20 protein-coding genes are annotated in these 20,662 nt (G+C 70.2%); 17 read left to right on the top strand and 3 right to left on the bottom strand.

Annotation, left to right across the window (positions count from 1 at the left end):
• Positions 1-156: 156 nt before the first annotated feature.
• The 10 genes from fmt to SACXIDRAFT_RS01355 all read left to right on the top strand — a co-directional run bounded on the left by fmt (position 157) and on the right by SACXIDRAFT_RS01355 (position 9,072).
• Positions 157-1,089, top strand: coding sequence for a methionyl-tRNA formyltransferase (gene fmt, locus SACXIDRAFT_RS01400; RefSeq protein WP_006236666.1), 933 nt, complete (start codon positions 157-159; stop codon positions 1,087-1,089).
• Entirely contained in the window at positions 1,086-2,519 is a 1,434-nt protein-coding gene (locus SACXIDRAFT_RS01395; protein ID WP_006236665.1) for an RsmB/NOP family class I SAM-dependent RNA methyltransferase, read from the top strand. Before fmt ends, SACXIDRAFT_RS01395 begins: the two co-directional genes overlap by 4 nt.
• 58 nt (positions 2,520-2,577) lie before the next feature.
• A complete protein-coding gene (locus tag SACXIDRAFT_RS01390; protein WP_006236664.1) occupies positions 2,578-3,180 on the top strand; it encodes an RNA polymerase sigma factor in 603 nt (200 codons plus the stop codon).
• Entirely contained in the window at positions 3,177-4,295 is a 1,119-nt protein-coding gene (locus SACXIDRAFT_RS01385; RefSeq protein WP_006236663.1) for a CU044_5270 family protein, read from the top strand. Before SACXIDRAFT_RS01390 ends, SACXIDRAFT_RS01385 begins: the two co-directional genes overlap by 4 nt.
• A 92-nt stretch (positions 4,296-4,387) precedes the next feature.
• Positions 4,388-5,059, top strand: a complete 672-nt coding sequence (gene rpe / locus SACXIDRAFT_RS01380) for a ribulose-phosphate 3-epimerase (RefSeq protein ID WP_006236662.1) — start codon at positions 4,388-4,390, stop codon at positions 5,057-5,059.
• Positions 5,056-6,123: a bifunctional diaminohydroxyphosphoribosylaminopyrimidine deaminase/5-amino-6-(5-phosphoribosylamino)uracil reductase RibD gene (ribD, locus tag SACXIDRAFT_RS01375; RefSeq protein WP_006236661.1), complete on the top strand. Its 1,068-nt coding sequence runs from the start codon at positions 5,056-5,058 to the stop codon at positions 6,121-6,123. Before rpe ends, ribD begins: the two co-directional genes overlap by 4 nt.
• Positions 6,124-6,750, top strand: coding sequence for a riboflavin synthase (locus tag SACXIDRAFT_RS01370; protein ID WP_006236660.1), 627 nt, complete (start codon positions 6,124-6,126; stop codon positions 6,748-6,750).
• 2 nt (positions 6,751-6,752) lie between these two features.
• Complete coding sequence (locus SACXIDRAFT_RS01365; protein ID WP_006236659.1) at positions 6,753-8,072, top strand: bifunctional 3,4-dihydroxy-2-butanone-4-phosphate synthase/GTP cyclohydrolase II; 1,320 nt, start codon at positions 6,753-6,755, stop codon at positions 8,070-8,072.
• Positions 8,069-8,575 carry a 6,7-dimethyl-8-ribityllumazine synthase gene (ribH, locus tag SACXIDRAFT_RS01360; protein ID WP_006236658.1) on the top strand — a complete coding sequence of 169 codons (507 nt, stop codon included), beginning with the start codon at positions 8,069-8,071 and terminating at the stop codon, positions 8,573-8,575. The genes SACXIDRAFT_RS01365 and ribH overlap by 4 nt, the downstream gene beginning before the upstream one ends.
• A 14-nt stretch (positions 8,576-8,589) precedes the next feature.
• On the top strand, positions 8,590-9,072 hold the full coding sequence (locus SACXIDRAFT_RS01355; RefSeq protein WP_050986978.1) for a PH domain-containing protein: 483 nt from the start codon (positions 8,590-8,592) through the stop codon (positions 9,070-9,072).
• Positions 9,073-9,086: 14 nt separating this feature from the next.
• Here the strand turns inward: SACXIDRAFT_RS01355 and SACXIDRAFT_RS01350 are convergent, their stop codons facing one another.
• The gene (locus SACXIDRAFT_RS01350; protein ID WP_006236656.1) at positions 9,087-10,049 is read right to left on the bottom strand and encodes a DMT family transporter; all 963 of its coding nucleotides are present in this window, start codon (positions 10,047-10,049) and stop codon (positions 9,087-9,089) included.
• A 74-nt stretch (positions 10,050-10,123) separates the two neighbouring features.
• Between SACXIDRAFT_RS01350 and SACXIDRAFT_RS22160 the strand changes: the two genes are divergently transcribed.
• Positions 10,124-11,101 (top strand): LysR family transcriptional regulator, encoded by a 978-nt coding sequence (locus SACXIDRAFT_RS22160; protein WP_006236655.1) that lies wholly within the window; start codon positions 10,124-10,126, stop codon positions 11,099-11,101.
• Here the strand turns inward: SACXIDRAFT_RS22160 and SACXIDRAFT_RS01335 are convergent.
• Positions 11,014-11,805 (bottom strand): exodeoxyribonuclease III, encoded by a 792-nt coding sequence (locus tag SACXIDRAFT_RS01335; RefSeq protein ID WP_040922000.1) that lies wholly within the window; start codon positions 11,803-11,805, stop codon positions 11,014-11,016. The genes SACXIDRAFT_RS22160 and SACXIDRAFT_RS01335 overlap by 88 nt on opposite strands.
• A gap of 236 nt (positions 11,806-12,041) precedes the next feature.
• Between SACXIDRAFT_RS01335 and SACXIDRAFT_RS01330 the strand changes: the two genes are divergently transcribed.
• From SACXIDRAFT_RS01330 to SACXIDRAFT_RS01305, 6 genes are all read left to right on the top strand, one after another.
• Positions 12,042-12,815, top strand: coding sequence for a hypothetical protein (locus tag SACXIDRAFT_RS01330; RefSeq protein WP_006236653.1), 774 nt, complete (start codon positions 12,042-12,044; stop codon positions 12,813-12,815).
• Between the two features lie 83 nt (positions 12,816-12,898).
• Complete coding sequence (gene uvrC, locus SACXIDRAFT_RS01325) at positions 12,899-14,947, top strand: excinuclease ABC subunit UvrC (protein ID WP_040921999.1); 2,049 nt, start codon at positions 12,899-12,901, stop codon at positions 14,945-14,947.
• A 47-nt stretch (positions 14,948-14,994) separates the two neighbouring features.
• The gene (rapZ, locus tag SACXIDRAFT_RS01320) at positions 14,995-15,852 is read left to right on the top strand and encodes an RNase adapter RapZ (RefSeq protein ID WP_040922378.1); all 858 of its coding nucleotides are present in this window, start codon (positions 14,995-14,997) and stop codon (positions 15,850-15,852) included.
• Positions 15,853-15,860: 8 nt separating this feature from the next.
• Positions 15,861-16,823 (top strand): gluconeogenesis factor YvcK family protein, encoded by a 963-nt coding sequence (locus SACXIDRAFT_RS01315; RefSeq protein WP_006236650.1) that lies wholly within the window; start codon positions 15,861-15,863, stop codon positions 16,821-16,823.
• Positions 16,824-17,810: a DNA-binding protein WhiA gene (whiA, locus tag SACXIDRAFT_RS01310; protein ID WP_006236649.1), complete on the top strand. Its 987-nt coding sequence runs from the start codon at positions 16,824-16,826 to the stop codon at positions 17,808-17,810.
• Positions 17,811-18,028: 218 nt separating this feature from the next.
• Positions 18,029-19,048, top strand: coding sequence for a glucosyl-3-phosphoglycerate synthase (locus tag SACXIDRAFT_RS01305; protein ID WP_006236648.1), 1,020 nt, complete (start codon positions 18,029-18,031; stop codon positions 19,046-19,048).
• 175 nt (positions 19,049-19,223) lie between these two features.
• Here SACXIDRAFT_RS01305 and SACXIDRAFT_RS01300 read toward each other — a convergent pair whose 3' ends face one another.
• Entirely contained in the window at positions 19,224-20,510 is a 1,287-nt protein-coding gene (locus SACXIDRAFT_RS01300; RefSeq protein ID WP_006236647.1) for a helix-turn-helix domain-containing protein, read from the bottom strand.
• Positions 20,511-20,662 lie beyond the last annotated feature (152 nt).

Below are 20,662 nucleotides of genomic sequence, written 5' to 3'. Positions count from 1 at the left end.
ACGGCCTCACCACCTGGTCCAGGTGTGTGGGGTCAAGGCACCCGTGCGGGAGGTGCCAACACTTGTGCGGGAAGTGCGGACACGGGTACGGGAGGTGCGGACACGGCGCTCTAGACTGGACTCGATGTCGCCTTCTCAGACCTTTCCGGATCGCCGATGAGGCTCGTGTTCGCGGGAACGCCCGCGCCTGCCGTGCCGTCGTTGCGTGCCTTGATCGAGTCGCCTCGCCACGACGTCGTCGCCGTCGTCACCCGTCCCGACGCTCCCGCAGGCCGGGGGCGCAGGCTGGTGCGTTCGCCCGTCGGGCAACTCGCCGACGAACACGGCATCGAGGTCCTCACCCCCCGGCGTCCCGGGGACGAAGACTTCCTCGCCAGGCTCACCGAGCTGGCGCCGGACGCGTGCCCCGTCGTGGCCTACGGGGCGCTCCTGCCGGAGAGCGCTCTGGCCGTGCCGGCCCACGGGTGGATCAACCTGCATTTCTCTCTTCTGCCCGCCTGGCGTGGCGCCGCGCCGGTGCAGGCGGCCGTCAGGGCGGGCGACGAGATCACCGGCGCGACGACGTTCCGGATCGTGCGGGACCTCGACGCGGGGCCGGTGTTCGGCACGGTCACCGAGCCGGTGAAGCCCACCGACACGGCCGGTGAGCTGCTGGACCGTCTCTCCCTGTCAGGAGCCGCGCTTCTGGTGTCCACACTGGACGGCATCGAGGACGGCACCGTGCGGGCCGTTCCGCAACCGGCCGACGGCGTCACCTACGCGCCGAAGGTGACGGTCGAGGACGCGCGGATCACCTTCGGTTTTCCCGCTACGGCGGTGGATCGCCACGTGCGATCGGTGACGCCGGAGCCGGGGGCGTGGGCGCAGTTTCGAGGTCAGCGGATCAAGCTCGGACCCATGATGCCCGCCGAAGGCGAGTACACCGACCTCGAACCGGGGGAGGTGCGTGTCGAACGCCGCCGTGTGCTCGTGGGCACGGCCACCTCGGCCCTCGTGCTCGGCGAGGTGCAGGCGCAGGGGAAGAAACGGATGTCGGCCACGGATTGGGCCAGGGGCAGCAGGATCGAGCAGGGAGAACGGCTGACATGACCGGTGAGCGGCGGGCTCCCCGCCACGGGCAGCGCGGTCAGGGTGGACGCCGTCCCGCGCCACGGAAGCAGGGTCCACGCAAACCTCCTGTGACCGACCCGGCGCGGCGGGCCGCGCTGGACGTTCTTCGCGCGGTCACCGACCGGGACGCCTACGCCAACCTGGTTCTGCCTGAGCTGCTGCGGCAACGCCGGATCACCGGCAGAGACGCGGCATTGGCCACCGAGCTCACCTACGGCACGGCGAGGGCAGCCGGTCTGCTCGACGCGGTGCTCGGGCGCTGCGTGGACCGGCCACTGGACACAGTGGACACTCCGGTGCGCGACGCGCTGCGTCTCGGCGCATACCAGTTGCTGCGGACCCGAATCCCGACGCACGCCGCTGTGGCCTCCACTGTGGACCTCGTGCGCGAGGAAGCGGGATCGCGGGTGGCCGGTTTCGCCAACGCCGTGCTGCGCAGGGTGTCGGAGAAGGATGAGCGGCAGTGGCTTGACGAGCTGGAGGCCGACACCGCCGACCCGCTGGCCAGGATCGCGCTGCGCACGTCCCATCCCCGGTGGATCGCGCGGGCCTTCGCCGAAGCGCTCGGCGACTCCGGCGACGAGCTGCGGGCGGCGCTGGAGGCCGACGACGCGCGTCCGGCGGTGCACCTGCTGGCCAAGCCGGGCGTGGTGAGCGCTGACGAGCTGGCCGCCATCACGGGCGGCGACGTGGCGCCCTACTCGCCCTACGGCGTGCACCTGCCTCCTGGCGGGGGTGACCTCGCGGAGTCCGAGGCCCTCGCCGAGGGAATCGCCACGGTGCAGGACGAGGGCAGCCAGCTGGTGGCCGTGGCGGCCACCTCGGCACCGCTGACGGACGGCCCCGACGAGCGCTGGCTCGACCTGTGTGCAGGACCGGGCGGCAAGACCGTGGTGCTCGGCAGTCTCGCCCAGGTGTCGGGCGCCACGGTGGACGCCGTCGAGGTCGCCGAGCACAGGGCACGGCTTGTCCGCGAGGTCACCGATGATCTTCCCGTCACGGTGCACGTCGCCGACGGGAGAGACCCCGGCCTCGATCCCGGCTACGACCGGATTCTCGTGGACGCGCCGTGCAGCGGGCTCGGCGCGCTGCGGCGCAGGCCGGAAGCGCGGTGGCGCAAGCAGCCCGGCGACATCGCCGAGCTGACCCGGTTACAGGGGGAACTCCTAGCGTCGGCGTACCGGCTGGTGCGTCCGGGTGGAGTGGTGACCTACGTCGTGTGCTCCCCGCATCTGGCCGAGACCGAGGGCATCGTCGTGGAAGCGGCACGCCGGGGCGGCGCGGAGATCCTCGACGCGCGGCCACTGTTTCCCGATGTTCCCGACCTCGGTGACGGCCCCTTCGTGCAGTTGTGGCCCCACCGGCACGGCACTGACGCGATGTTCTGCGCGGTGACCCGCAAGCGCTGACTCACCGCGCGGGAGTCCTGCCCGTGAACGCGTCGGCGCGCTGCGGGCAATACCGAATGTGACCGATCCGATCCAGAACTCGGTGCGCACCGCCGACGCCGAAGACGCCGAGGACCGGCCCGACCTGTCAGGTCCGGAGCCCGCCCCGGAGTTCGAGCGGCTGTTCGACCGGCACGCCCGTCCCCTGCACCGCTACCTCGCGCGGCGGGCCCGTGACGTCGCCGACGACCTCGTCGCCGAGACGTTCCTCGTGGCGCTCCAGACGAGACACGACTACGACCCGCGCCGGGGCACGGCCAGGTCCTGGCTCTACGGCATCGCGACCAACCTGCTGCGCAGACACGCACGCCAGGAGGTGCGGGGGCTGCGGGCCACGGCGCGCTGCCAGGAAACCGAGGCGGTACGCACCGAAGGGCCGGAGAACCGGGTGGCGGATCGGGTCGATGCGCAGGCGCGGGCGCGGCAGCTGGCGAGGGCTCTCGCCGAACTCAACCCGAGCGACCGTGACGTGCTCCTGCTCATCAGCTGGGCGGAGTTCGACTCAGCCGAGGTCGCCGAGGTGCTCGGCATCCCCGTCGGCACCGTCCGTTCGCGACTGCACAGGGTCCGTCGCCGTCTCCGTATCCAGGACTCCACGGAACACGAAGGGAACAAGTCATGAACTCCGAGGAAACCGGCCACTCTGTCCGTCGCGTGTGGACGGAGTCCGAACTCGACGAGGCGTTGTCGAACCTGCACGACGACGTGACCACCGACGAGCAGGTCCTGGCGACTGCCCGTGCCGCCATGCTGAACAGCGCGGGTGGGCAGGTCACCGATGTGCGGCAGGTGAGGCGGGCCGACGCCGCGCCACGACAGCGTTCGATGCGGCGCTGGCTGGCCGCGGCGGCCGTGGTCGGGGTCGTGACCGCGGGCGGGCTCGTCGCGGGATCGCTGTCCTTCGGCGGCGACGCCCCGGAGACCCCGCGTGCGGGAGCCGCTGTGGCCGCGACCCTCGAACGCGCCGCCGAGCGGGCGTCCGGTGCCGACGAGCCCGCCGCGGCGGAAGGCCAGTACCGCTACGTCATGGAGCGGGTGTCTGTCGTGAACTCGGGATCCGGCGACGGCGGCCGGTCGATCTTCTGGCGTGTCGAGCAGGTGAACGAGACGTGGGCGCCGCACAGGGAGAGCGACGAGTGGCTGCACAGGAGGACACCCGACGGTGAGCGGGAATGGCTCGTCGGGAGCGAGGAGGAAGCGAGGCGAGCCGGTCTGACGTTCGACGACGAGCACTCCGACGGTGAGTGGAAGGCGCCTTGCGGCGACTGGTTCTCCGAGCGGCCGTGCGAGGAACCCGCCGGCTGGCACAACCCGACACCCGAGTGGCAGGCGAGCCTGCCGAAGGACCCCGGCGCCCTCTACGAGCGGCTGCGTGACGACGCGCCCGAGAACTCGCGTGGTGACGCGGAGTTGCTCGTCTACGCGGCCGACGCCTTGCGGTCTGGCGTTCTCGGCAAGGAAGTCAGGGCGGCGCTCTACGAGGCACTGACGAAGGTGCCGGGACTGGAGATCACCGAGGAGGAGGCCACTCTGGACGGACGGGTGGGAACGGCGCTGGGAATCGAGGACGGCACCCAGCGGCAGGAGATCATCATCGACCCGGACACCGGCGAGTTCATCGGCGAGCGCACGGTGCTGTCCGAGGGCAACGGCGACCTCCCCGAGGGCACGGTGCTGAGCCACTCCTCCGTGACCACGGCCGTGGTGGACGATGCGGGCGACCGGCCCGTCGAGTGAGCACCGGGTGAGCACCGGGTGAGCGAGGAGGGGTCCGCGCGCGTCGGGGCGCGGCGGGCCCCTCTACACTCGGGAGAGTGGCGCACGAACCGATGATCGCTCCCAGTATTCTCTCCGCCGATTTCGCCAGGCTCGGGGCGGAGATCGACGCTGTCGCGGGGCCCGGTGACGGCCGGGCCGACTGGGTGCACGTCGATGTCATGGACAACCATTTCGTTCCCAACCTCACCATCGGGCTTCCCGTCGTCGAGTCGCTGCGCAAGCACACCGGTCTCCCGCTGGACTGCCACCTCATGATCGAGGACCCCGACCGCTGGGCACCGGGATACGCGGAGGCGGGCGCCCACAACGTCACCGTCCACGTCGAAGCCGCGCACGACCCGGTGATGCTGGCCAAGAACCTGAGGGCAGCGGGAGCGAAGGCCGGGCTGGCGATCAAACCGGGCACGCCGATCGAGGATTATCTCGACACCCTCAAGCACTACGACACGCTGCTGGTGATGTCGGTGGAACCCGGTTTCGGCGGCCAGTCGTTCATCCCCGACGTCCTCGACAAGGTGCGCACCGCGCGCAGGCTCGTGGACACGGGCCATCTGACGTTGCTGGTGGAGATCGACGGCGGTATCAACGCCGACACCATCGAGCAGGCCGCCGAGGCGGGTGCCGATTGCTTCGTCGCGGGATCGGCCGTGTACGGCGCCGGTGACCCGGCCAAGGCGGTCGCGGCGTTGCGGGACAAGGCGAGGGCGGCCCGCGCGCGGTGAACACGTCGGCAGGCTCTGGTCCCCATGCCGGTGCCCGCACGGCCGTGGAGCGGGCGATGGAGGCCGCGCTCGCGCTCAGTGAGGGGGTGCGCGGGACCACGAGCCCCAATCCTCCCGTCGGGGCCGTGATCCTCGACGCGGACGGACGGCGGGTCGGCGAGGGAGCCACGCAGCCGCCACCCGGCCCGCACGCCGAGGTGCTGGCGCTGCGTGAGGCGGGCGATCGGGCCAGGGGCGGCACCGCCGTGGTCACCTTGGAGCCGTGCTCGCATCACGGGCGTACCCCGCCGTGCACGCGGGCGCTGATCGAGGCCGGGGTGGCTGCCGTGCGGTTCGCCGTGTCCGATCCGCACCCGGAGGCCTCCGGCGGTGCCGGGGTCCTGAGGGCGGCGGGTGTGGACGTCGAGGGCGGTCTGCTCGCGGAACAGGTGGCGGCGGGGCCGTTGCGGGCCTGGCTGCACCGCGAGCGCACCGGACGACCCCACGTCACGTGGAAGTACGCGACGAGCCTCGACGGCAGGGTCGCCGCGGCCGACGGCACCAGCCGGTGGATCTCGGGCCCCGTCTCACGCGCCGAGGTGCACACACTGCGGTCCAGGATGGACGCCGTTGTGGTGGGCACGGGGACCGTGCTCGCCGACGACCCGTGGCTGACGGTGCGCGCGAAGGACGGGACACTCGCCGACCGTCAGCCGCTCCGTGTGGTGGTGGGCACACGCGGCATACCTCGCGACGCGCGCGTGTTGGACAGCGCGGCGGAGACGGTGGTGTTCGCCACTCACGACCCCGGTGAGGTGCTGGCCGGGCTCGCCGAGCGCGGCGTCGTCGATGTGCTGCTGGAGGGCGGACCGACGGTGGCGGGAGCATTCGTCGCCGGTGGCATGGTCGATCGCATCCTCGCGTACGTCGCCCCCGCCCTGCTGGGGGCGGGGCCCGTGGCACTGCGGGATGCGGGAGTGTCAACCATCACCGAAGCACACCGCTGGCGGGTGGAAGAGGCCACCATGAGCGGTGAGGACGTGCGAATCTCCGCCGTTCCGCTCACAGGCGAGGGAGGCGACTAGGTGTTCACCGGGATTGTCGAAGAGCTGGGCGAGGTCACGCGGGTCGAACCGCGGGATGCGGCCATGCGGCTCGCGCTGCGCGGGCCCGTGGTGACGAAGGACGCCAAGCACGGCGACTCGATCGCGGTGAACGGGGTGTGTCTCACCGTGGTGGACGTGGTGGGCGACGAGTTCACCGTGGACGTGGTGGGCGAGACGGTGAAGCGCACCAGTCTCGACGGTGTCGAGCCGGGCCGCCTCGTGAACCTGGAGCGGGCGATGGCGGCCGACGGCCGGTTCTCCGGGCACATCGTGCAGGGACACGTCGATGGCACCGGGACCTTCCTCTCGCGCGATTCCGACGGCCTCACCCGCTTCGCCTACCCTCCCCGGCTGTCGCGCTACGTCGTCGAGAAGGGGTCGATCACGGTGGACGGGGTTTCGCTCACGGTGGCCGAGGTGTCGGCGGACGAGTTCGCCGTCGCGCTCATCCCCACCACGTTGCGCGCCACCACGCTGGGCCGGAACCAGCCCGGTGACGCCGTGAACCTTGAGGTTGACGTGCTCGCGAAGTACGTCGAGAAGCTGGCCGCCGTCCACCTGCCCCCGGCAGCGGTGGAGAATGGCAGGGGCGAGGAGGACAGGTGACGATGACGGAGCCCGCGCCGTCGGTGGACGTCGAGTCCATCGAGAGGGCCATCGAGGACATCGCGAACGGCCGCCCTGTGGTGGTGGTGGACGACGAGGACCGCGAGAACGAGGGAGACCTGATCTTCGCGGCCGAGTGTGCGACGCCGGAGCTGCTCGCGTTCATGGTGCGGTACACGTCCGGCTACGTGTGCGTGTCGCTGACCGGCGAGGACTGCGACCGGCTGAACCTCCCGCCGATGTACCACGCGAACGAGGATCGGCGCGGCACCGCGTACACGGTCACGGTGGACGCGGCCGAGGGCATCGGCACCGGCATCTCCGCAGCCGACCGCAGCCACACGATCCGGCTGCTGGCCGACCCGAAGTCCACGCCGTCCGACCTGCGAAGGCCGGGGCACGTGGTGCCGCTGCGCGCGAAGGACGGCGGTGTGCTGCGCAGGCCGGGGCACACGGAGGCCGCCGTGGATCTGGCCAGGATGGCGGGGCTCGCACCGGCGGGTGTGCTGTGCGAGATCGTGTCGCAGAAGAACGAGGGCGACATGGCCCGCCGCGACGAGCTGGAGGTGTTCGCGGCGGAGCACGATCTGCAACTGATCACGATCGCCGACCTCATCGCCTACCGCAGGCGCACGGAGAAGCAGGTCGAGCGCGTGGCTGAGGCCCGCATCCCGCTGGCGGCGGGCACGTTCAGGGCCATCGGGTACGACAGCCTGCTCGACGGCATCGAGCACATCGCGTTCGTCTACGGCGACATCGGCGACGGCGAGGACATCCTCGTCCGCGTCCACTCCGAATGCCTGACGGGCGACGTGTTCGGGTCGCTGCGCTGTGACTGCGGCCCTCAGCTGAACGCGGCGCTGGAAGCGGTGGCCACCGAGGGCCGGGGTGTCGTGCTCTACGTGCGCGGCCACGAGGGCAGGGGCATCGGGCTGCTGCACAAGTTGCAGGCCTACCAGTTGCAGGATGCCGGGGCGGACACGGTGGACGCCAACCTGGCGCTCGGGGTTCCCGCCGACGCCCGCGACTACGGCACGGGCGCGCAGATCCTGTGCGATCTCGGTGTGCGGTCGATGCGGCTGCTCACCAACAACCCCGCCAAGCGAGTCGGCCTCGAAGGCTACGGGTTGCGGGTGGTCGGCAGGGTTCCGCTGCCGATCTCACCCAATCCGGAGAACCTGCGTTACCTCACAACGAAGCGTGACAGGATGGGCCACGAATTGTCCCAGCTGGAGCAGTTCGACGAGGTCGGAGCGGAGGTCGCCGACGCCGACCGCACCGGCCGGGGGCAGGACGACGGCGCAGTGACGGGTGGAGCATGAGTGGAGAAGGCCGCCCCGACGAGGGGCAGGAACTGCGGGAGTGCGAGAACCTCCGGCTGGCGATCGTCGCCACCCGCTGGCACACGCGGATCACGGACAGCCTGCTGGCCTCCGCGCTGCGCACGGCGGCCGAGGTGAAACTGGCCGAGGAGCCGACGGTGCTGCGGGTGGCGGGGGCCGTCGAGTTGCCGGTAGTGGCGCAGGCGCTCGCGCGGGGCCACGACGCGGTCGTCGCGCTCGGCGTGGTGATCCGGGGCGACACGCCGCATTTCGACTACGTGTGCGAGTCGGTGACGGCGGGCCTGACCAGGGTCGCGCTGGACGAGAGCACCCCCGTGGGCAACGGCGTGCTGACATGTGACACCGAGGAGCAGGCATTGGCGAGGGCTGGACTGCCGTCCTCGAAGGAGGACAAGGGACGGGAGGCGACGGTGGCCGCGCTGACCACCGCCAACGTGTTGCGTGGCCTGCGTCAGCCGTGGACGGAGCGAGGTTTCGTGTGAGCCGGGTGGCGGACATGACGGACGGGAAGCAGACCGAGAACACCGCGGGCACCGAGGGTACCGACGGCGCCGTGGTGATCCGGCCGCACCGCGTGGTGTGGATGTCGGGGGCGTTGGCGGTGCTGCTGCTGGCGGTGTTCGTCACCGTGGCGGTGCTGCTGCGCTCGCAGGACACCGGCGTGATCTTCATGGTCAGCGACCAGATCGCGATGATCGGCGTCGGCGTGTTCCTCGCGGGTGCCGCGATGCTGTTCGCCACGCCGAGGGTGCGGGCCGACAGCGACGGTGTTCACGTGCGCAACATCGGTGTGTCGAGGACGTTCGGCTGGGACGAGGTGCTGTCGGTGAGCTTCCCCGACGGCGCGTCCTTCGCGCGGCTCGAACTGCCCGACTACGAGTACTACTCGATGATGGCGATCCAGGCCGTTGACCGGGAGCGTGCCGTTGCGGCGGTGCGCGCGCTGCGGCGCCTCCACAGCGCCGCGCACCGCGACTGAGGATTCAGAAGGATTCAGGGCGCAGGCTCCGCCGTGGTGGGGCCTGACTTCCCGGCCTTCGCCGCGCGGGGACGGTAACGCGACAGGGCGACCCCCGCCAGGCAGACCGCCCCGCCCACCAGGCCGTACACGGTGGGGACTTCGTGCAGGAGCGCCCACGACAGCACCACCGAGATGGCGGGCACGGCGTACGTGGAGACGCTGAGCTTGCCCGCGTCGGTGCGTTTGAGGGCGTAGGCCCAGGTGCTGAACCCGATCGCGGTGGGGAACATCCCGAGGTAGACGGCGCCGAGCACGGCGGAGGCGGGGGCGGCCGCGACCTCGGTGACGAGCTGCGGCGTCCACGGCAGCAGGGCCGCGGCGCCGATAAGGCAGCCCAGCCAGGTGATGGCCGTGGCATCGACGTGCCGCATCGCGGTCTTCTGGATGAGCACACCACCCGCGTACAGCACGGCGGCGAGCAGGCACAACGCGACGCCGATCCAGTCGCCCTCGGTCTCGGTGCCGAGCCCGATGATGACGATGCCGGACAGTCCGACGGCGCCGCCGACGATGAGCGGGCGCGGGAAGCCCTCGCCGAGCACGAGCCCCGCCCCGAAGGTGATGAGGATCGGGGCGATGTTCACCAGCAGTGCGGCCGTGCCGGCGTCGAGGTGCAGCTCGGCGGCGTTGAGGGCGACGGTGTAGCAGCACAGCCACAGGACGCCGTAGGCGATGACGAGCAGCCACGAGGTGCGGTCGCGGGGGAGCGGTGGAAGGCGCCGGGAGCTGACACCGATGAGCACGGTGAGCGTCGCGGCGGCGACGACGAGGCGGAGCAGCGCGAGCGGTGCGGGGGAGAGCACGTCGCCGATGGCGCGGATGGCCACGAACGCCGAGGACCACAACACCATCGTCACCACGGCGGCCAGCGCGGCCTTCGTGGTGTCGGAGCGGGGAGTGCGGGAGCGGGAGAGCAGCTGGGTCACGACCGTCATCGTCACCGGCGCCGAACCGGAAGGACAAGCGACTAATCCTGTATCACCGTTTAGCAGGGCTGTACTGTCGTGCCGTGCCGGACGTGAGTCGTTTGCGCGTGTTGAGGGCCGTGGTGGCGAAGGGATCGATCCGGGAGGCCGCCGCCGCTCTGGGTTACACGCCGTCGGCGGTGAGCCAGCAACTGGCGGCGCTGCAACAGGAGACGGGACTGCGGCTGGTGGACCGGGTCGGCCGCGGCATCGAGCCGACCACGGCGGGGCGCACGCTGGCCGAGGAGTCGGAGGCGTTGTTCCGGGAGCTGAGCCGCCTCGACGGCCTCGCCAGGGATCTGCGCGCGGGCCGCACCGGCGTGTTGTCCATCGGGTACTTCGCCTCGGCGGGCGCGGCGTGGCTGCCCTCCGTGGTGACCGTGCTGAGGCGGGAGTTCCCCGAACTGCGTCTCGACCTGCGATGGACCGAGGTGCTCGACGAGCGGCCCGCCGATCTCGATGTGGAGGTGTTCGTCGAGACGCGGGGCGCGCGGCCTGCTGGCACGATCGTGTACCCGCTGGTCGATGACCCCTACGAGGTGGTGGTGCGGGACGACGACCCGCTCGCGGAGGGGGCGTCGGTGCCGCTGGCCGAGCTGGCCGACCGTCCGTGGATCGACAACGACATCAGCCACGGTGCCTGTAGGGAGATCCTGCTCACGGCGTGCGCGGAGGTGGGATTCGCGCCCCGGTTCTCGGTCGAGATGCGCGACTACCGGACGGCGATCCCCTTCGTGGTCAGCGGGATGGGGATCACCGTTCTGCCGAGGCTGGCGCGCGGCGAGCTGCCCCAGGGGTTGACCTCACGGCCGGTGGTGGCACCGGCGCCGGTGCGGCGGATCAGCGTGGCCGTCAGGAAGGCCGTCGCCGACCATCTCGCCGCGACGCGCACGGTGGAGTTGCTCCGTGCGGCGGTCAGCGAGGAGTGCGGTTCTCACGGTGTGGAGTGCGGCGCGAGATCCATGACGACGGGCGCGTGGTCGGAGGCGCCCTTGCCCTTGCGCTCTTCCCGATCGACGTAGGCGTCGGTCACGGCGTCGGCGAACGCGCCGGAGGCGTAGACGAGGTCGATGCGCATGCCGCGGTTCTTCGGGAACGCGAGCTGCCGGTAGTCCCAGTACGTGTAGGGATAGTCGTACTTCAGCGGCCTGGGCACCACGTCGGAAAGGCCGGCCTCACGCAGGGCCGCCAGTGCGTCGCGTTCCGGTTCGGTGACGTGCGTGGAGCCGGTGAACGCCGAAATGTCCCACACGTCGTCGTCGGTGGGCGCGATGTTGAAGTCGCCGAGCACCGCGAACGGCCTGCCGGGCTCGTTCTCGGCGAGCACGGTCTCGCGCAGGGCGGCGAGCCAGCGCAGTTTGTAGGCGTAGTGCGGGTGGCCGGGTTCGCGGCCGTTGGGCACGTACACCGACCACACGCGGACGCCGTCGCAGGTGGCGCCGATGGCGCGGGGTTCGATCTCACCGTCGTAGGACGGCTCGTCGATCAGTCCACGGGTGAGGTCGTCGAGCCCGATGCGGGAGAGCACGGCGACACCGTTCCAGCGGCCGGAGCCATGGCAGGCGATGTCGTAGCCGAGTTCGGTGATCTCGTCACGCGGGAACGCGTCGGCGCCGCACTTCAGTTCCTGGAGGCACACCACGTCGGGCTGGGCGGAGCGCAGCCAGGCGAGCACTCGCGGCAGCCGGGCGGTGATCGAGTTGACGTTCCACGTCGCGATGCGCATGCCGCGAGAATCGCACACGCCGGACCTCCAGCCCCCAACCCTCTCGTATAACGCCCTATACGGCGGGGCTGTCGGAGGCGGATCTCGTCATCTCGGATCACTCCCTTTCGATGAGGTTGTGCCGGGCAGAGGAAGTGCGGGGTGGCCCTGCGGCAACCGCCTGCCGGTTTTCGATGGCTCGTCGTCGGCGGTCGGATGGATCGAACAAATGGCCGAAGTCGCTAGGGTATCGAGTCGTGACGATCATCGAGAAGAAGATCGAAAGTCCGCGTGCCGCAGCCACCGAAGGGGATCCGGACGCAGCTCGTGAGCTGGGGCGCCTGCTGTGCCTGCTTCGGGCCGACTCCGAGGAGCACCTCGGCGACATGGGCACGCTCTTCTGGCCGGAGGAACCATGGCTTCGTGCCGCCCTGCGCGCTCGGCCCGACGATCGGCTCGCCGCCACCCTGCTCGCCGGGAGACTCGTCCAGCAGATCGCGTACTGGAAGATCGATGAAGACCATGCGGAGGCACATGGCGAGAACGAGGACACCCTGGCACGCAGGCGAGACGAGGCCCGCGCCCTCTACGAACGAGTTCTGAAAGCCGCCCCCGGCGACCCTGCTGCCCTGGCCGGTGTCGCTGCTCTACAGATGTGGGCCGACGACAGCGATGCCGTTGAGGGGGCGTGTCCTTTCTCGTATTACGAACTTCATCTGGCCGAGGCGTCAGGCTCGTTCGAGTATTCCGAAACGGTCGTCAGCACCCATCCGGACGAGGTGCGCTGGGCTGCCTCCTGGCTCCTCGCGTCGGCCATCGCGGAGACAGGAGAACCTCCTACGGGCGACCTGTGCCTCTTCATCCACTCGCCCGGTCGGACAGACCGCGTCATCCGCCTCGATGAGCATGTCAACGCCGATGGCACGATCGAATGGGACGCCATCGAGATCCCGCCCTTGACGGGCGAGCCGCTTCCTGCGGGGCATCCGGTCGGCACGGGACACTACGGCTATTCCTGCGACTGGGGATAGTCCTCGCGCCGCGCGGTGGCCGCAGGCGGATCATGGGAAGGGGCCGATCGGACTTGTCGCCGGGGAGCCATAGGCTGGACGGCGTGGCCGACCCTTCCACCTACCGACCCGCGCCGGGAACCATCCCCGACTCGCCCGGCGTGTACAAGTTCCGCGACGCGAGTAGCCGGGTCATCTACGTCGGCAAGGCGAAGAGCCTGCGCAGCAGGCTGAACTCCTACTTCGCCGACCTCTCCGGCCTGCATCCGAGGACCCGGCAGATGGTCACCACGGCGGCGAGCGTCGAGTGGACCGTGGTGGGCACCGAGGTGGAGGCACTCCAGCTCGAATACAACTGGATCAAGGAGTTCGACCCGAGGTTCAACGTCCGCTACCGCGACGACAAGTCGTATCCGGTGCTCGCGGTGACGTTGAACGAGCAGTTCCCCCGCCTGCACGTCTACCGGGGCCCGAGGAAGAAAGGCGTGCGCTACTTCGGCCCCTACGCGCACGCCTGGGCGATCCGCGAGACGCTCGATTTGTTGCTCAGGGTGTTCCCCGCGCGGACGTGCTCGGCAGGTGTGTTCCGCAGGCACGCCCAGATCGGCAGGCCGTGCCTGCTCGGCTACATCGGCAAGTGCTCGGCGCCGTGCGTCGGCAGGGTGTCGGCCGAGGAACACCGCGAGATCGTCGAGGAGTTCTGCGACTTCCTCGCCGGCCGCACCGACGTCATGATCCGCAGGCTTGAGCGGGAGATGGCCGAGGCGTCCGAGGCGCTGGAGTTCGAGCGGGCCGCCCGGCTTCGCGACGACCTCGGCGCGCTGCGCAGGGCGATGGAGAAGCAGGCCGTGGTGCTCGGCGACGGCACCGACGCCGACGTCATCGCCTTCGCCCACGACGAACTCGAAGCGGCTGTGCAGATCTTCCATGTGCGGGGTGGGCGGGTCAGGGGCCAGCGTGGCTGGGTGATCGACAAGGTCGATGAGATGGACGTGCCCGCGCTGGTGGAGCAGTTCCTCTCGCAGTTCTACGCCGAGCAGACCGAACTGGCCGCCGAGACGTCCGCCGAGGGCGGCACCGACCAGGTGGGCACCGTCGTGCCACGGGAAGTGCTCGTGCCGGAGCTGCCGTCCGATCCCGACGCGGTGGAGGAGTGGTTGTCCGGTCTGCGCGGCTCGCGGGTCCGGCTGAGGGTTCCGCAGCGCGGCGACAAGCGCGCGCTGGCCGACACGGTGGCCCGCAACGCGGTGGAGGCGTTCACCCAGCACAAACTGCGCAGGGCAGGCGACCTCACCGCGCGGTCGGCGGCACTGGCCGAACTTCAGGAATACCTCGACCTCGACAGCGCGCCGCTGCGCATCGAGTGCGTGGACATCAGCCACCTCGCCGGAACCGACGTGGTGGCCTCGCTCGTGGTGTTCGAGGACGGGCTGCCGCGCAAGTCCGAGTACCGCCGGTTCGCGCTGCGCGAGGCCGCCTCCGAGGGGGACGTGGCCGCCATCGCCGAGGTCGTGCGACGCCGGTTCTCGAGATACCTGAAGGAGACGGCGGAAACCCCGGAGACCCCGGAAACCTCGCAGGCCCCGGGAATCCCGGAGACCCCGGAGGCAGGCGGCGTCGCGAGTGGAGCAGGGCAGGCTCTCGACCCTGCGACAGGGCGCCCGCGTAAGTTCGCCTACCCTCCCAACCTGCTGGTGGTGGACGGGGCGGGGGCGCAAGCCACGGCAGCGGCCGACGTGCTCGCCGAGCTCGGGATCACCGACGTCGCCGTCGTCGGGCTCGCCAAGCGGCTCGAAGAGGTGTGGTTGCCCGCGGGCAGTGGTGACTCAGCCGATCCGGTCATCCTGCCGAGGACGTCGGACGCGCTGTACCTTCTCCAGCGGGTGAGGGACGAGGCACACCGGTTCGCGATCACCTACCAGCGGCAGAAGCGTTCGAAGCGGGTGCAGGCTTCGGCCCTCGACGGGATACCCGGTCTCGGGCAGGCGCGGAAGACCGCTCTGATCAAACACTTCGGCTCGGTGAAGAAGCTGAGGCAGGCCACGGTGGCCGAGATCGCACAGGTGCCGGGCTTCGGCACCCGCACGGCGGAGGCCGTGCATACCGCGCTCGCGGGGGAGCGCACCGACAGCAGAGGGGAGTCGCAGACGTGACCGAATCCGACATCGGCGCGAGGGCGTCGGGTGAGCGGGGTTCCGGTATGGAGGTCGCTGTCGTCACCGGCCTTTCCGGCGCGGGACGCAGCACCGCGGCCAAGTGTCTCGAAGACCTTGGCTGGTTCGTGGTGGACAACCTGCCACCGGAGCTGATCTCCACGATGGTGGAGCTCGGCGCGCAGGCGAGGGGCGCCATCACCAAGGTGGCCGTGGTCATGGACGTGCGGTCCCGCGCGTTCACCGACGACCTCGCCTCGGTGATCAAGGACCTCGACGCACGCGGGTACAAGCCGAGGGTGCTGTTCCTGGAGGCGACCGACCCGGTGCTGGTGCGCCGCTTCGAGCAGGTGCGGCGCGGCCACCCGATGCAGGGCGACGGGCGGCTGGTTGACGGCATCACAGCGGAACGCGCGTTGCTCGCGCCGCTGCGGGAGGAGGCCGACCTGATGCTCGACACGTCGGCGCTGTCGGTGCACGACCTCCGCGCCAAGATCGAGGACGCCTTCGGGACGGAGTCGAGCACCAGGACGAGGGTGACGGTGCTCTCCTTCGGCTACAAGTACGGCCTCCCGATGGACTCCGACCTCGTAATGGACGTGCGCTTCCTGCCGAACCCGTTCTGGATCCCCGAGTTGCGCGACCAGAGCGGTCTCGACGGGGACGTGCGCAACTACGTGCTCGGGCAGGAGGGCGCCGAGGAGTTCCTTGAGCAGTACCACGAGTTGCTGCGCCTCGTGGGTGCCGGATACAAGCGGGAGGGCAAGAGGTACCTGACCCTGGCCGTCGGCTGCACCGGGGGTAAGCACCGCAGCGTGGCCATCTCCGAGGAGCTGGCGAAGCGGCTCTCCAAGGAGGACGGCATGGCGGTCAAGGTCGTGCACCGCGACCTGGGCAGGGAATGAGCCGCGAGATGCGTGCCGTCGCACTCGGTGGTGGACACGGGCTGCACGCGACGCTGTCGGCGTTGCGGCGGCTCACCTCCGACGTCACCGCGGTGGTGACGGTCGCCGACGACGGTGGCTCGTCGGGGCGGCTCCGGCGGGAGCTCGGTCTGCTCCCGCCGGGGGATCTCCGCCAGGCGCTGGCGGCGCTCGCCGCGGCCGAGGACGGCGGAACGCTGTGGGCGGAGGTGTTCCAGCACCGGTTCGGAGGCACCGGGGCGCTCACCGGACACGCTGTCGGCAACCTGCTGCTCGCGGGGCTGTTCGAGGTGCTCGGCGACCCCGTCGCGGGGCTCGACGAGGCGGCGAGGCTGCTCGGCATCACAGGGAGGGTGCTGCCGATGTCGGCGGAGCCGCTGGAGATCGAAGCCGAGGTCACGGGCCTGGAGAACGGCGCCGTCAGCCGCATCAGGGGTCAGGTTGCCGTCGCCAGCACACCGGGCAGGGTGCGGCGCATCAGCCTGCACAACCCCGGCCGCCCGCATCGCCCTCCCGTGGCGTGTGCGGACGCGGTGGAGGCCGTGCGCGGCGCCGACGCCGTCTTCCTCGGCCCGGGATCGTGGTTCACCAGCGTCCTGCCGCACCTGCTCGTTCCGGACCTGCACGACGCGCTGGTCACCACGTCGGCCACCAAGGTGGTGATCCTCAACCTCGTCCCCCAGCCGGGTGAGACGGCTGGCTTCTCACCGGAACGGCACCTCCACGTACTCTTCGAACACGCTCCCCGCCTCACGGTGGACGCGGTGATCGCCGATGTCGATTCCGTGCCCACCCCCGCGCGGCTTCGCCGTGCGGCCGAGGCGCTGGGCGGGCGGGCGCATCTGGCATCCATCGCCGCACCAGGCGGAGCGGGACGGCATGATCCGGATGCCCTTGCGGGCTGTGTGCGAGAGGCTCTCGGTCTGTCCGAGAACGTGGAGGAGGGGCAGTAGATGGCGATGACGGCGGCGGTCAAGGACGAACTCAGCCGCTTGGAGATCACCAAGGTCGGTCCGCGCCGGTCGGAGGTGTCCTCACTGTTGCGGTTCGCAGGCGGGCTGCACATCGTGGCAGGCAGGGTCGTCGTCGAGGCCGAACTCGACACCGGGTCGGTGGCGCGCAGGCTTCGCAAGGAGATCCACGAGCTGTACGGGCACACCTCGGACGTGCACGTGATCACCTCGGGCGGCTTGCGGAAGGGCACCCGCTACGTCGTGCGCGTGGTGAAGGACGGCGAGGGACTGGCGCGGCAGACGGGCCTGATCGACCAGCGTGGCCGGCCTGTGCGGGGGCTTCCTTCCTCGGTGGTGTCGGGTGGCGTCGCCGACGCCGAAGCGGCCTGGCGGGGCGCGTTCCTGGCCCACGGGTCCCTGACCGAGCCAGGCAGGTCGTCGTCGCTGGAAGTGACGTGCCCAGGGCCGGAAGCGGCGCTGGCGCTGGTGGGGGCCGCCAGGCGGATGGGCATCCAGGCGAAGTCGCGGGAGGTTCGCGGCGCCGACCGGGTCGTGGTGCGCGACGGTGATGCCATCGGGGCGATGCTGACCAGGCTGGGCGCGCATTCCAGCGTGCTCGCGTGGGAGGAGCGGCGCATGCGCCGCGAGGTGAGGGCCACGGCCAACCGGCTCGCGAACTTCGACGACGCCAACCTGCGGAGGTCGGCGAGGGCGGCGGTCGCCGCGGCTGCGCGGGTCGAGCGGGCCATGGAGATCCTCGGTGACACCGTGCCCGACCACCTGCTCGCCGCGGGGAAGCTGCGGCTGACCAACCGGCAGGCGTCGTTGGAGGAACTCGGGCAGCTCTCCGATCCGCCGATGACGAAGGACGCCGTGGCGGGCCGCATTCGCAGGCTGCTGGCGATGGCCGACAAACGGGCCAAGGAACTCGGGGTGCCCGACACGGAGTCGGCCGTTACGCAGGAGCTGCTGGAGGAAACCCTGTAGGGCCGTCGAGCGCTTTCACTCCCCGTCGCCGGGATGGTGCGGCGGGGAGTGGTGCAATTTGCCGCCGTTTCGAGGTGTGAACCGACCGCGTTACGTCCATCCGGGTGTAGAGGTCAGGTCGTCACCGGGTCGTGTCAGCCCGGTCGGCGGCCCGCAACGTGAACGGCCGACGCTTCCCCTGGCGATTCCACGGTCGCTCTCGCACGAAAGGGGACCTCGTGGACACGACACGCATCGGGTTGGACCCGGCCGCCGAACTCACTCTCTCCCCACGGGTCCGTTCCTGGTTGCGGCGCAGGTCCTCTCGCGCCGACGACTGGACGGCAGCCCAGCTCGCCGCCCTCAAGGGTGATCGCACCGTCAGTGTCGTCATCCCGGCGCGCGACGAGGAGGAGACGGTGGGGCAGATCGTGCGGACGATCCGCACGGCGCTGATGGAGGACGACCCGCTCGTCGATGACGTCCTCGTCGTTGACTCCCGGTCGCGCGACGACACGGCGAGGGTGGCGGCCGAGGCGGGTGCGAGAGTGGTGGCCCAGGATGCGGTCCTGCGCCCGCTGCCCGGTATGCACGGCAAGGGCGAGGCACTGTGGAAGGGGCTCGCCGCCACGAGTGGCGACCTCGTCGTGTTCGTGGACGGCGACCTCTACGACTTCACCGCCGATTACATCATCGGCCTGCTCGGGCCGCTGCTGACCGACCCCGGCGTGGACTACGTCAAGGGCTTCTACCACCGGCCGCTGGTCAACGGGAGCCACACCGACGCCGACGGCGGCGGGCGGGTCACCGAACTCGTCGCCAGGCCGCTGCTGAACATGTACTGGCCGGATCTCGCGGGTTTCGTCCAGCCGCTGGCAGGCGAGTACGCGGGACGCCGGGAGGTGCTGGAGAGCATCCCGTTCGTCACCCACTACGGGGTGGAGGTCGCGCACCTCATCGATCTGGTGCGGTGGCGGGGTCTGGACGCGCTCGCCCAGGTCGATCTCGGGATGCGCACCCACCGGCATCAGAGCACGCAGGCGCTGGGCAGGATGGCGGGACAGATCATGCTGACGGTCATGGACCGGCTTGACCGCAGTGGTCGGTTGACGGCGCATCAGGCGCCCTCGACGCTGCTCGCCCAGTTCCGCAGGGGACATGCGCTCGACGGTGTCGAACGGGAACTCGTCGTGTCCGACCTCGCCGTGCAGGAGCGCCCGCCACTACGCACGGTGCGGCAACCCGGCCCGCGAAGGTAGGGGCGACTCGGGCCGGGTCCTCGGAACTGTTGCCGGTGAAATGGCGCGTGTTCGCCGACTCGCACCGCCTGAACACTGGCGTGTCCAATCGGACACTAATACGACAAGGAGAAGTGCAGTGACTGATGTCTTGGATCCCGTGGCGCCTGTCCGTCTGCCGAGCACCAGTTCACCTTTACAGGGTGACGTGCGCGCGCCGGGCAAGCTCTGCTAGTTCCGGCATCCTGCTGTGCCTGGGGAAGGTGGCCAGGGCTCTGATCAGCCGCCGCGCTGAGCTGCGGGTGTGTACTTCGCCGGGGGCATGGTATTCAGCGAGCAGGATCGCTCGATAGGCGTGACGGTCGTGGCCATGCTGTTGCCAGGCCAACGCGAGATCGACCAGGTAGCGGCCTTTGCGTTCGGTGGTGGGGAGCGCGTCGAGGTGCACTTGGCGGGCCGCCTCCAGTGCTGTGGCGGAGTCGCCCAGTTTAGAGGCACTACTGATCTGGTGGGCCAGGGCGTAGTCACGCGCCATGCACTGTTGGTGGTGATCGCTGATCTGGGCGGCCACGGCGGCTGCTTCGCGATAGCACTCGATGAAGCGGTCCCGGTCACCGCCGATGGCTGCTGCGTACCCGGCCACGCACCACAGTTCAACCACGTGCCGCCACGTGGCCGGATGATTCTGCTGGGTGAGAGGAAGATCTTCGATCGCGCGGATGCCGACCCGTTCGGCTTGCTCGTAGTCACCGATCCGGCGTGCCGCTGTGGAAAGGACTCGCCGGGCCTGCGCCAGCACCAGAGGATCGTCGGCCTGGTATGCGCGGTGGACGGCGCGGTCGGCTGTCATCGGCTGTAACCCGGAGACCAGGAGCTTCGCCAAGGTGTGCGCGGCGAGCTGGTAGCTGGCTGAGGACAGCGCGGCGGTAGCGGCCGTCGGTGTCGCGGCCATGCTCGCGTCGGCGGCGGAGATCAGTCGCGGGAGTTCGTCAGACAGCCACGCGTAGCGGCACGCGTTGTATCCGGCTTGTGCGCGGCCCAGCCGCGCCCGCAGCTCGCCCACCGGCATCGGCGTGGCACTGGCGCCGGTGGTGTTGAACAGACAGGCTGACAGTCGCTTTTCCAGCAGCGCCGCCGGGTCCGGCTCGTCAGCCGCAGCAGGCGGGGCGAACGCGGCTGACACGCCGACCGCGCCGGCCACACCGAGGAATGCACGACGGTCCACCGGTCCCTCCGAAGTGCCTATGTCCAGGTTCGACGCCAGAGTAGGCGACTCGTCAGCCAGCCCGAACATCGACGGCGACACGCCAAGAACCTCTGCGAGTCGGCGCAGAACAGTGACGTCCCGGATGGGTTGTGCCCCCGTCTCTGCTCGGGAGACCCGTGTCTTGGTGTAGCCGATGCGGCGCCCCAGCTCATCCTGGGTCCAACCCATCGCCCGCCGAGCCTGCCTGATCAGGTGCCCCATGCCTGCCTGCTGCATGTGTGCCTCCAGCAATCGCGTCCCAGCCCACCGTAGTGGCGCGGGCAGTGGGGCAACCCGAAATGCCTGATCGGCAACCGATGTGCGGAGTCGGCACAACAGGGTCCAACGCCAGCCGACGTGCGGTTACGTGGCCTCATCACCAGTGTGAG

The organism is Saccharomonospora xinjiangensis XJ-54 (genome assembly GCF_000258175.1).
Lineage (GTDB): Bacteria > Actinomycetota > Actinomycetes > Mycobacteriales > Pseudonocardiaceae > Saccharomonospora > Saccharomonospora xinjiangensis.
The sequence above is the reverse complement of the archived record's forward strand: the minus strand, read 5'-3'. Positions and strand labels throughout refer to the sequence as shown.